This window comes from Roseibium porphyridii, from assembly GCF_026191725.2.
Taxonomy (GTDB): domain Bacteria; phylum Pseudomonadota; class Alphaproteobacteria; order Rhizobiales; family Stappiaceae; genus Roseibium; species Roseibium porphyridii.
This window is the reverse complement of sequence record NZ_CP120863.1, coordinates 1,380,470-1,392,141: the sequence shown is the minus strand read 5'-3', so window position 1 is coordinate 1,392,141 and position 11,672 is coordinate 1,380,470. Positions and strand designations below refer to the sequence as shown.

12 protein-coding genes are annotated in these 11,672 nt (G+C 56.8%); 10 read left to right on the top strand and 2 right to left on the bottom strand.

The genetic code is table 11. From position 1 onward, the window contains the following. Window positions 1-5 precede the first annotated feature (5 nt). The 5 genes from K1718_RS06565 to K1718_RS06545 are packed head-to-tail and all read left to right on the top strand — an operon-like array spanning window position 6 to window position 2,999. The gene (locus tag K1718_RS06565) at window positions 6-434 is read left to right on the top strand and encodes a hypothetical protein (protein WP_265683209.1); all 429 of its coding nucleotides are present in this window, start codon (window positions 6-8) and stop codon (window positions 432-434) included. A gap of 10 nt (window positions 435-444) precedes the next feature. After that, window positions 445-1,128: a MotA/TolQ/ExbB proton channel family protein gene (locus K1718_RS06560; RefSeq protein WP_265683207.1), complete on the top strand. Its 684-nt coding sequence runs from the start codon at window positions 445-447 to the stop codon at window positions 1,126-1,128. Continuing rightward, window positions 1,118-1,504: an ExbD/TolR family protein gene (locus K1718_RS06555; RefSeq protein ID WP_152500166.1), complete on the top strand. Its 387-nt coding sequence runs from the start codon at window positions 1,118-1,120 to the stop codon at window positions 1,502-1,504. The genes K1718_RS06560 and K1718_RS06555 overlap by 11 nt, the downstream gene beginning before the upstream one ends. Continuing rightward, entirely contained in the window at window positions 1,501-1,902 is a 402-nt protein-coding gene (locus K1718_RS06550) for an ExbD/TolR family protein (protein ID WP_265683205.1), read from the top strand. The genes K1718_RS06555 and K1718_RS06550 overlap by 4 nt, the downstream gene beginning before the upstream one ends. Continuing rightward, window positions 1,899-2,999, top strand: a complete 1,101-nt coding sequence (locus K1718_RS06545) for an energy transducer TonB (protein WP_265683204.1) — start codon at window positions 1,899-1,901, stop codon at window positions 2,997-2,999. The genes K1718_RS06550 and K1718_RS06545 overlap by 4 nt, the downstream gene beginning before the upstream one ends. 11 nt (window positions 3,000-3,010) lie before the next feature. Here the strand turns inward: K1718_RS06545 and K1718_RS06540 are convergent, their stop codons facing one another. Both K1718_RS06540 and K1718_RS06535 read right to left on the bottom strand, forming a co-directional pair. Next, window positions 3,011-3,712, bottom strand: coding sequence for a GntR family transcriptional regulator (locus tag K1718_RS06540; RefSeq protein ID WP_152500163.1), 702 nt, complete (start codon window positions 3,710-3,712; stop codon window positions 3,011-3,013). A 13-nt stretch (window positions 3,713-3,725) separates the two neighbouring features. Further along, a complete protein-coding gene (locus K1718_RS06535; protein ID WP_265683202.1) occupies window positions 3,726-5,105 on the bottom strand; it encodes a formimidoylglutamate deiminase in 1,380 nt (459 codons plus the stop codon). 79 nt (window positions 5,106-5,184) lie between these two features. Between K1718_RS06535 and hutI the strand changes: the two genes are divergently transcribed. From hutI to K1718_RS06510, 5 genes are read left to right on the top strand one after another with little or no spacing between them, the layout of a single operon-like run. Next, window positions 5,185-6,390, top strand: a complete 1,206-nt coding sequence (gene hutI, locus K1718_RS06530; RefSeq protein WP_265683200.1) for an imidazolonepropionase — start codon at window positions 5,185-5,187, stop codon at window positions 6,388-6,390. Beyond that, complete coding sequence (gene hutH / locus K1718_RS06525) at window positions 6,387-7,943, top strand: histidine ammonia-lyase (protein ID WP_152500160.1); 1,557 nt, start codon at window positions 6,387-6,389, stop codon at window positions 7,941-7,943. Before hutI ends, hutH begins: the two co-directional genes overlap by 4 nt. Further along, window positions 7,930-8,760, top strand: a complete 831-nt coding sequence (gene hutG, locus K1718_RS06520; RefSeq protein WP_265683198.1) for an N-formylglutamate deformylase — start codon at window positions 7,930-7,932, stop codon at window positions 8,758-8,760. Before hutH ends, hutG begins: the two co-directional genes overlap by 14 nt. Next, window positions 8,757-10,430 (top strand): urocanate hydratase, encoded by a 1,674-nt coding sequence (gene hutU, locus K1718_RS06515; RefSeq protein ID WP_265683196.1) that lies wholly within the window; start codon window positions 8,757-8,759, stop codon window positions 10,428-10,430. The genes hutG and hutU overlap by 4 nt, the downstream gene beginning before the upstream one ends. A gap of 51 nt (window positions 10,431-10,481) precedes the next feature. Beyond that, window positions 10,482-11,579 carry a TRAP transporter substrate-binding protein gene (locus tag K1718_RS06510; protein ID WP_265683195.1) on the top strand — a complete coding sequence of 366 codons (1,098 nt, stop codon included), beginning with the start codon at window positions 10,482-10,484 and terminating at the stop codon, window positions 11,577-11,579. Window positions 11,580-11,672 lie beyond the last annotated feature (93 nt).

The window sequence follows — 11,672 nt, the reverse complement described above, 5'->3', positions numbered from 1 at the left end:
AGACTTTGAGGTTCAGCCAGATAGCAGCAGCATATGCAACTGCGCTTTTGATGGCGGGTACAGCTCCGGCCCAATCACAACAAGAGACACCCCACATCTCGCTTGAGCTCAACAAGTTGGAAGCCAGCGGCACTGCTTGCCGGCTGTCATTCGTCATGGAAAACCGGAGCAGTCAGGACATTGACGCGGCATCCTATGAAATAGTTGTTTTCGGAAAGAACGACGTCATCAACCAAATGTCCGTCTTTGATTTCGGCGTTCTACCGCAGGACAAAACCATCGTGCGTCAATTCGAACTGTCGAATCTGACTTGCGAAGGCACAGGCAAACTGTTGATCAACGGACCTGCCGGCTGCAGCACAGAGTTTGTCTCCGGCCATTGTACCACCCCACTTTCGCTTCAGAGCCGGACAAGCGTCTCTCTCATCCAGTAGGAGCACACCCATGCTTTATGATCTGTTCAATCATGTCTCTGCCCTGCTCGCACTGGGCGGCCCGGTTGTCACTGTGATTGCCGGTCTTTCCGTAGTTGCCTTGGCACTGATCATTGTAAAGATCGCAGAGTTCCAGATGTGCAGGATCGGAAACGCTCGAAACACACGTGAGGCGGCTTCTTTGTGGCAGCAAGGCCGATATGCCGACGCGGCGGCCCGCGTTGCCCAACCGAAAAGCGCGGCTGAAAAAGCACTGCGAACCACTCTGACGCTCCTCGAGCAACGAGCCGAAAAAACAGAAATTGAAGAGCAGGTCAGCGTACTGGCAATGGGAGACCTGCATCATTTCTCAAAAGGTGTCAGGGCTCTGGAGGCCATTGCGCAGATAGCGCCTCTGATTGGCCTCTTCGGAACTGTTCTTGGCATGATCGACGCATTTCAAGCACTCCAGGCTGCAGGAAACAACGTAGATCCTTCCGCACTTGCAGGTGGCATCTGGGTTGCCTTGATGACAACGGCCGCAGGTCTCGGCGTCGCCATGCCAGTGTCTTTGATCGTCACCTGGCTTGAAGCGCGGCTGGAGGCCGAACGTGTCGCGACAGAAACACTGACGTCTTCACTGTTTCTGAAACAAGGAACAATCAGCGAAAAGGCCGGCGTGCAGCCCGGACAACAGTTCGCCTATGCATCTTGACCGTCCAGTCCGTAAGCAAAATCCGATTTCTCTGACACCTTTGGTGGACGTCATTTTTCTGCTTTTGCTGTTTTTCATGCTGTCCTCGACTTTCACAAGCTTCGCACAGGTGAAAATCGGAAATCCTGCGGGAAGTGGAGGTCGAGGCGCTGTTCCGCAGGCCATGCTTGTTCTTGACCAGGCCAGGCTGATGCTCAACGGCAGAGAAATTGCGCAAACAGACCTCTACGCCAAGGCACAGGCATTGCAGACGCGCGAAATCGACAGACTGTTGGTGCTGGTGCGCGGTGAAACAACAACGCAGCAACTCATGACTGTCATGGACCAGCTCAGCAACATTCATGGGCTCACAATCATAGTTGCAGGTCCAGAATGATCAGGGTCCGGCGAAACAAGCCCAAAAGGCCTTTGGAAACCACGATTTCCCTTATCAACATCGTGTTCTTGATGTTGATATTTTTCCTGGTCACCGGGCAACTTACACCGCCTCAAGATCCTGACGTCATCCTGCCTGAGACAAAGAGCTCAGATCCCCTGCCGCCACCGGACGCCCTTTATGCACGCGGCGATGGCGCACTGGTATATCGCGAAGCACCTGTGACCGCTGCGGACTATTTGGCAAACCATTTACCGGAGCGCGAGGGTGCGCCAAGACAGGTCAAACTGGCAGCAGACAAAAATCTGGGAGCAGGAAAACTGCTGCAGCACGTCAAAGCCCTTTATGGCGCTGGTGCTGACGCCGTTGTCGTCGTCACACGGACCACCGACAAATGAAATCAATCCACCGACTGTTTTTTGTCGCTGTCTTGTTGTCGCTGGCAATTCACGTGATTGCCGCTGCCCTCACGATGACAGACGCTCCAGCTCTAAAGCATTCAGGTGGCGGCGCAGTACAGCATGCAGTGTTGGGAGAAGCTGCCTTCAACACGATTGTTTCCGGTTCAGTCGAGCAGCTGGCGACCACCGTTCCAGTTGACGCAATTGCGACCCGAAAAGCGATCAAGAGCGCAATAAGCGCAGCTTCGAATGTTGAGGCAATCACCTCATCGAAGAGCGAGACTGCAACGCCGGTAAAGCCAAGTCTAGTTGCGACTGTTATTCCAAGGCGTCAAACAACAGTCCGTCTTCCAACCGCGCAGACAAATGCTCTGGCAGTTACATCTCGAGCGCTCGCTCCCGAAAAAATTGCAAGAACTGTCGGCAGTAAGGCCCAAACACCTGAAAAAAACATCACACAGGTGCCACTCATCGCCTCTGCACCATCAGCGACCTTGAAACCAAGCCATGCGCAGCCGACACCGGTCCTTCCAAATGCTGCAAATACCGAAAGCGTGACAGCTAAACCAGTACCGGCGAACGAACTTGCTGCAATCGAGGCGGAAAATGCGCCAACTGCTGAACCTGCCGAAACGACACCCAGCCCGCGTATCAAACCGAAACCGCCAGTCCGCGAGGTAGACGAAGCAGTTCCTGAAAAACGGACTAAACAAGCACGGAAGCCGCAATCAGCAAGCCGAAATGGGGCGAGTGGGACGTCCAGCCGCACGGCTCAAAAGGGCGGATCGCAGCGAAAAAGCAAGGCCAAGTCGGCAGGCAACGCGGATGCAACCAACTACCCTGCGAAAGTTCACCGGAAACTGCTGAGGTCTGTCAGAGCACCCCGTGGTGGAAAACGGACCCAAAGTGATGCCGTGGTTCGATTTACTGTTCGAAAGAACGGTTCCGTTACTGGCATTCGACTTGCCAAGTCTTCGGGTTCGAAACCATTCGATTCAGCCGTTGTAAAAGCCGTTCAGCGAGCAGCACCTTTTCCTCCCATCCCCGGCTCTCGAGCCTCCTGGTCCTTCACCTTGCCCGTTGCCATGAGGTGAGGCCGGCAGCGTCAGATCTCGGTCCGCATTCGATAGCCAGGAGCGAAAATCAGGTGCACATGGGTGATCGGCATGTTGCCGGCCCACGTGATGCGTTCCATCGCAAAAAGGGCGGTTCCGCTGCCCGCATCCAGTTTGCGGGACAGGGTCTTGTCTGCACTTACTGCAAAAAAGGAAATGTCGCCGTGGCTGTAAGGCGCATTATGGACCAGCCACTCATTGGCACTGACCTCGTCAAAGGCCGTATCGCGGGCCTCCGGCGCTGCGTTGAGATTGATATAACGCTCTTCGTAAGCATAGGGCCTGTTATCGGCAAAGTGCAGCGTCTTCAGGTAAAGCACATCCTCACTAAGCGTAGCCGGAAACGCACCATGTAACATGGGAGGTAGAGGGCGAAAGTCCCGTTCCAGGAGACTATGGCGATAGGTCCTGCCCGTCGCCTCGACTTCTTCCCGTATGATTGGAATTGTCAGGGTCGCCCGTTGAGGCGGGTTGAGTGCGACACGCGTTCCCGCCCGCCGTTTGCGCACAACAAGGCCGCTTTCCGCAAGGTCCCTGAGCGCTCTGTTGACAGTTGTCCGGGCGCAGCCAAATTCCTCGGCGAGATCAGCCTCATGCGGGATCTGCTCACCCGGTTGCCAGACCCGGCTATGTATCCTTCGCAACAGCTCCTTGCGAATGCCTGTCCAGGAATTTGTCTCGGTCAACGTCAAGTGGTCAGTCCAGTTAAAGTCGGTCGCGCAACGCGGTCATCGTGGCCCGGTATTTAGCGCGGATGGCATCGCCTTTTACATGGTTTCCACCCGAAACAACATGCCGTCCGGCAGACCAGACTTCCGAAACCATTCGATCATCACCGGCGAAGACAAAGGTATCGAGGACTTCGTCGCCCTTGCGGCCGTCAAGATCGATGGCATTCCCGTCGAGTGCAACCAAATCTGCAAACTTGCCTGCAGCGATTGATCCCGCGCTTCGGCCCGCAGCCTGAGCGCCGCCTGTCGCAGCCCCTTCAAAAAGTACGCGCCCTGTCGACTTTTCTGATGTTGCAACTGTTGCCCGGCTCCGATCTCTCAAACGCTGAGAATATTCGAACGTTCGCAGCTCTTCTGAAAGGGAAATCCGGATATTGGAATCCGAGCCAAACCCGAAACGGCCGCCTTGCTCCATAAACCGGACCCCATCGAAGATACCGTCGCCTAGACTGGATTCCGTAATCGGGCAAAGTCCGGCCACAGCACCGGTCAAAGCGAGCGCTTTCGTCTCCTCCTGCGTCATTTGGGTGCAGTGAATAAGGCACCAGTTCGGTTCGACTTTTTGGTTTTCCAACAGCCATTCCACCGGGCGCGCTCCCTTGGACGCGAGGACTTCCTCCACTTCAGGAATTTGCTCGGCAAGATGCATATGAAGCGGCTTGTCACCTGCCAGGTCTACCGCCGTTTTCAGACCGGCTTCATCCACCGCTCTCAAGGAGTGCGGCGCAATTCCGATCACCGCATCATCCGGCAATGCCTTGATGAACATGGCAGCGCGCTCAAAAAGCGTCTCAAAACCTTGAAGGTCGTTTCCGAAGCGGATCTGGCCCGCAGCAAGTGCGCGACGATCACAGCCGCCATATTGATAAAGCACGGGCAAATGGGTCAGACCAATACCAGTGCTGGCGGCAGCCGCGATAATCCTGTCAGACAGTTCAGCCGGATTGTCATAGGGCACCCCGCCAGGCTGGTGATGCAAATAATGGAATTCTCCGACGGCGGCATATCCTGCTTCCAGCATCTCCATCTGGACAAAGGCCGCAATCGCTTCGACATCATCAGGCGTCAACGCATCAAGGAAACGAAACATGATCTGGCGCCACGTCCAGAAACTGTCGCGCGGTCCTATGCCGCGCCGCTCACTCATTCCTGCCATGGCCCGCTGGAAGGCATGACTATGGAGGTTCACCGGTGCCGGCAAAAGAACTGCAACCCGTTGTCCGGCCGGATTTGCGCCTGTCACCACATCCTTGATTCTTCCGTCCAGACCCAGGCTCACCACAACATTTTCCGCCCAACCGGACGGAAGCAGCGCCTGCTCTGCAAAAACCTCTGTTGCCGAGTTGGTCGCCATGCCGTTTTCCTTCGTTGACACCTTAATATGTGCATGCATATTATCGAATAGCGCAATCTAATCAAGCCGAGGATGGGCCTTGTCCAGACGCCTTCTGACCAACGCCAAGCTCGCGACATTTACCGCCAACGGCGCGGCCTACGGACTTGTCGAACAAGGTGCTTTGGTGATCGACGGAGATCGGCTCGCATTTGCAGGTCCGGACCAGGATCTTCCGAGACAGGACCGCGAGCTTCCATCCGAAGATCTTGAAGGCAGGCTGGTCACGCCCGGGCTGATCGACTGTCACACGCATGTTGTTTTTGGCGGCAACCGCGCACGTGAATTTGAAATGCGTCTTCAAGGTGCGAGTTACGAGGAAGTCGCGCGTGCTGGCGGTGGCATTGTTTCAACTGTCTCAGCGACACGGGCAGCAAGCGAAGAAGATCTCCTTGCTTCCGCGTTGACGCGTGTTGACGCGCTGATCCGTGAGGGCGTAACCGCTATCGAGATCAAGTCAGGTTATGGCCTCGACCGAGAAACGGAACTGCGCATGCTGCGCACCGCACGTAGCATTTCCCGAAAAAGACCGATCCACGTCAGAACCAGTTTTCTTGGTGCGCACGCTGTCCAAGCTGAATACAAGGATCGGCCTGACGCTTACCTGGAAGAGGTCTGCCTGCCAACGCTGGAAGAGGCAAATGAGGAAAACCTCGTGGATGCCGTCGACGGCTTTTGCGAGGGCATTGCCTTTTCTCCCGAACAGATTGCGAAAGTTTTTGACAAAGCCAGGGAGCTCGGCCTTCCGGTGAAACTTCACGCCGAACAACTCTCAAATCTCGGCGGAACAAAACTTGCCGCATCCTATGGTGCGCTCTCGGCGGATCATCTTGAGTATCTGGATGAGGCAGGTGCAAAGGCACTCAAGAAAAGCGACTCGGTTGCCGTTTTGTTGCCAGGAGCTTTCTACACTTTGCGCGAAACGCAAATGCCTCCGCTTGAGTTGCTGCGTCAGGAGGGCGTGCCAATTGCGCTGGCAACGGATTGCAATCCGGGGTCTTCGCCTCTCGCATCCTTGCTGACCACAATGAACATGGGCTGCACACTGTTCCGCATGACGCCGGAAGAAGCTCTTGCCGGTGTTACACGAGAAGCCGCACGAGCATTGAACCTTGAAGACCAGGGCTGCCTCAAGGCCGGCATGCGTGCGGATCTTGCCATCTGGAACGTCGACCACCCGGCCGAACTGTCCTACCGCATCGGCTTCAACTCACTCCAGAAACGTATTTTCGGAGGCTCTGAATGAGCACCCTCACCCTGACCCCAGGCAACGTGACACTGTCTGACCTGGAAGCGGTATTCAGGAACGAAACAGCGGTGCGCGTCGACAGAAAGGCCAAACCGTCAATCGACGAAGCTGCCGAACGCATCGCAAAGGCTGCCGGAGGCAGCGATGCCGTCTATGGCGTCAACACCGGTTTCGGCAAACTGGCCAGTGTCAAAATAGCACCGGAAGATACGGCAACCCTGCAACGCAACCTGATCCTGTCCCATTGTTGCGGCGTAGGTGAACCGCTCGACCGTCCGACCACGCGCCTGATGATGGTATTGAAACTCTTGTCATTGGGGCGCGGTGCGTCTGGAGTGCGTTTCAAAATCCTCAAGCTGATTGAGGACTGTCTGGAGAAAGGCATCACGCCCGTTGTTCCGTCTCAGGGCTCCGTCGGCGCATCAGGCGATCTTGCACCGCTTGCGCATATGACAGCGGTTCTGATCGGCGAAGGCGAGGCTGACTATTCGGGCACCAGGATGCCGGGCGGCGAAGCGCTTGAAAGAGCCGGTCTGGCTCCGGTGGTACTCGGCCCCAAGGAAGGCCTCGGCCTCATCAACGGCACTCAGTTTTCAACGGCCTGCGCCTTGTCTGGACTTTTCGAGGCCTGGCGGCTTGCCGAGGCAACGCTCCTCACCGCTAGCCTATCCACCGATGCCATCATGGGATCGACAGCACCGCTCCTCCCGGAAATCCATCAACTGCGCGGCCACCGTGGTCAGATCGAAGTTGCACACTCCATGCGCGCGATCATGGAAGGCTCGGAGATACGCGACAGTCATCGCGAGGATGACCAGCGTGTTCAGGACCCCTACTGCATCCGTTGTCAGCCACAGGTCGCCGGTGCCTGCGTCGATCTTCTGCGCATGGCGGCGCGAACTCTGGAGATTGAAGCCAATGCCGCAACCGACAACCCGCTGGTGCTGATAGATGCAGACCGGATCGTATCCGGCGGCAACTTTCATGCAGAACCTGTCGCATTTGCCGCCGATCAGATCGCACTGGCAATTGCCGAGTTGGGAGCAATCGCCCAGCGCCGCGTCGCCTTGATGGTCGACCCCAGCCTTTCGTTCGATCTGCCTCCGTTTCTCGCAAAAGACCCCGGCCTGAATTCCGGAATGATGATCGCCGAAGTCACCACTGCGGCATTGATGAGCGAGAACAAGCATCTGGCGAACCCGTGTTCAACGGATTCAACACCGACCAGTGCCAATCAGGAAGACCATGTCTCGATGGCTGCCCACGGCGCGATGAGGCTTGGGCGCATGAATGCAAACCTCGCACAGATACTAGGCGTGGAATTGCTATGCGCGGCAGAGGGTGTTGAACACCGGGCTCCACTCAAGACCAGTGCAGCTTTGCAATCTGTCCTTGCCAGGCTACGGCAAGACGTCCCGGCCCTTCAGGCCGACCGTTATATGGCACCCGACCTTGAAACCGCCGCTGAATTTGTGCGCTCGCGCGCGCTCGCTTCCGTTGTTGCACAAGATCACCTGATCAGTCTTGGAGACACATATGCAACCGGTTGACGTCATCCGGGGCGACGGTCCCATTGTCCTGGGCGTTCCCCACGCCGGCACTTTCGTGCCGGACAACATCCGCGCTCGCTTGAACGAGACCGGACTGAAGCTCGCCGATACGGATTGGCATGTCGATCGGCTGTACGAAGGTCTTCTTTCAAGCGCGACCATGGTGAAGGCAGGTTTTCACCGCTATGTCATTGATGCCAATCGCGATCCGGCTGGCGCTTCCCTTTATCCGGGACAAAACACGACAAGCCTTTGCCCGGCGACCGATTTCGATGGACGTCCCATTTATCATAATGGCCAGGAACCGGACGCAGCGGAGATCGAAGCCCGACGACTTGCCTGGCATGCCCCATATCACGCGGCCCTTGAAGCCGAGATTAAGCGGGTGAAGGCATTGCATGGCGTTGCCATCCTTTATGATTGCCATTCGATCCGGTCAGTTGTGCCGTTTCTCTTTGAAGGGAGATTGCCCGACTTCAACACCGGCACAAACAATGGTGCTACTTGTGCCCCGGCTGTCGAAGCAGCCGTCGTCAGCAACACCGAAACTGCCGCAGGTTACACGTCCGTGCTCAACGGACGTTTCAAGGGCGGTTGGACCACCCGTCACTACGGGCGTCCAACTGATGGCGTGCATGCCATACAGATGGAACTTGCCCAAAGGACGCACCTCAAAAGCGAAGACCTGCCATTTGCCCTTGACGAAGAGAAGGCAGATCGGTTGCGAACCCCTTTAAAGACTATCTTGAGCGCGCTCGAAAAGCTTGCGCCGATCCTCAAGCAAAAATCATCCGAAATTTCTGGGAGCGAACAATGACCGATCGTCGCCACAACGCCCGTGACGTCTACCCGCCGACCGGCACGGATCTGAATGCAAAGTCATGGCTGACCGAAGCACCGCTGCGCATGCTGATGAACAACCTTCACCCGGACGTCGCTGAAAATCCCCATGAACTGGTGGTCTATGGTGGCATCGGCAGGGCGGCACGAACCTGGGATGATTTTGATCGCATTGTCGCGGGACTGAAGAGCCTGAATGACGACGAAACACTTCTGGTGCAATCCGGTAAACCGGTTGGCGTTTTCAAGACCCACAAGGATGCGCCTCGCGTCCTGATCGCCAATTCCAACCTGGTGCCCAATTGGGCCAATTGGGATCACTTTCACGAGCTCGACAAGAAAGGCCTGGCCATGTACGGCCAGATGACAGCTGGCTCCTGGATCTATATCGGCACACAAGGCATCGTTCAGGGTACCTATAAAACCTTCATGGAGGCCGGCCGTCAGCACTATGAGGGCAATCTCAAGGGGCGCTGGATCCTGACCGGTGGTCTTGGCGGAATGGGTGGAGCACAGCCGCTTGCTGCGGTCATGGCCGGAGCATGTTGCCTCGCCGTCGAGTGCGACGAAAAAAGCGCCGACTTTCGTCTGCGCACGCGCTACGTCGATGAGAAGACACACTCCCTGGACGAAGCATTGGACTTGATTGACCGCTGGACAAAGGCGGGCGAGTCCAAGTCGGTCGCCTTGATAGCCAACGCTGCCGATGTCTTTGCCGAGCTGGTCAGACGCGGCGTCAAACCGGATATCGTCACCGACCAGACCTCCGCCCACGACCCGGTCAATGGCTATCTTCCCCAGGGATGGACAGTCGCCGAATGGCGGGCCAGAGCCGAGACCGACCCGAAGGCGGTGGAAAAAGCGGCTCGCGCCTCAATGAAAGTGCATGTCGCAGCAATGGTCGACTTCTGGAATGCCGGGGTTCCGACACTCGACTATGGCAACAACATTCGACAAGTGGCGCTTGAAGAAGGCCTGGAAAATGCCTTTGCCTTTCCGGGCTTTGTCCCGGCCTATATCCGGCCGCTTTTCTGTCGCGGCATCGGTCCGTTCCGCTGGTGCGCTCTCTCCGGAGATCCGGAAGACATCTACAAGACCGACGCCAAGGTGAAAGAGCTGATCCCGGACGACCATCATCTGCACAACTGGCTCGACATGGCAAGAGAACGCATAGCGTTTCAGGGTCTGCCTGCCCGCATTTGCTGGGTCGGACTGGGCCAGCGTCATCGCCTTGGCCTTGCATTTAACGAAATGGTCCGCACTGGCGAGCTGAAAGCGCCAGTGGTCATCGGCAGGGATCATCTGGACAGTGGTTCGGTGGCATCGCCGAACCGGGAAACCGAGGCCATGAAAGACGGTTCTGACGCCGTTTCGGATTGGCCACTTCTGAACGCACTGCTCAATACGGCATCAGGGGCGACCTGGGTGTCGCTTCATCATGGCGGCGGCGTTGGAATGGGGTTCTCGCAGCACTCCGGCATGGTGATTTGCTGCGACGGCACCGAGGATGCGGACCGACGCATCGAAAGGGTGCTCTGGAATGACCCGGCAACAGGCGTGATGCGTCACGCGGACGCCGGTTACGAGATCGCGCTCAATTGCGCGAAAGAACAGGGGCTCAACCTACCGGCTATTCTGGGATCATAAAACGCACGGCTGGAGGCTCCGAACCATTACCTGTGAACGAGGGATTATACGATGAAAAGACGTGATTTTCTGAAAGCAGGCGCTACGGGCACCGCGGCCGTTGCCGCTTCGACGCTGGCAGCGCCCGCTATTGCACAAGACGTTCGCCAGTGGCGCATGGTCACTGCCTGGCCCAAGAACCTTCCAGGTCCGGGCGTCGCAGCGCAGATGCTGGCGGACCGCATTACGGCCCTTTCCAGCGGCAAGATCGAGGTCAAGCTTTTTGCTGCCGGTGAAATCGTTCCGGGCAACGGAGTGTTCGACGCCGTCGGTCAGGGGACTGCTGAACTTTACCACGCGGTTCCGGCTTATTGGGGTTCCAAGTCCAAAGGCATTCTTCTGTTTGGTTCACAACCCTTTGGCCTGACGGCTCCAGAACAAGCCGGCTGGCTGATCCACGGGGGTGGACAGTCCCTCTATGACGAGATTTATGCACGCTTCAATCTGAAGCCGTTCCTGTGCGGAAACTCCGGACCGCAATGGGCCGGCTGGTTCCGGACCGAGATCAACAGCGTGGACGACCTGAAGGGCTTGAAATTCCGTTCTACAGGCTTGGCCTCCGAGATGTGCTCCAAGATGGGCATGGCTGTTCAGGCGATGAGTGGCCCCGCAATGTTCCAGGCCTTGCAATCCGGCGCTCTTGACGCCGGTGAATTTATCGGACCATGGACTGACAGTGCTCTGGGATACTACCAGATTGCCAAAAACTACTATTGGCCTGGCGTCGGTGAACCTTCCTCTGCAGAAGAATGTGCCGTCAATCTGGATGCCTACAACGAACTCCCGGACGATCTGAAGGAAGCCGTCGCACGTGCCTGCGCCAGCCTCTACAACGACGTCCTGACGGAATACAACACCAAGCACGCACAGGCCTTGACCCAGTTGGTCAACGACCACGGCGTGATGGTGCGTAAACTTCCGGACGAAGTCATCGTTGCAATGGGGAATGCAGCTGGCGAAGTGATTGCCGACCTGCGTGCAAGCGACGATGAACTGGTCGTTCGGATCACCGAGAGCTTCCTGAATTATCGCAACCTGATGCGCGACTACATGCCTTATGCAGACAACGGCCAGATGAACGCCCGCGTCATGGACTACAGCTACGACTGACGTGGCAAGGAACACGCCGGTGGACAGGAACACGTCTTCCCACCGGCGTGGCCAACTCTTTTCAAATGTCTCGTTTAAGGACAGCAAGCCCGT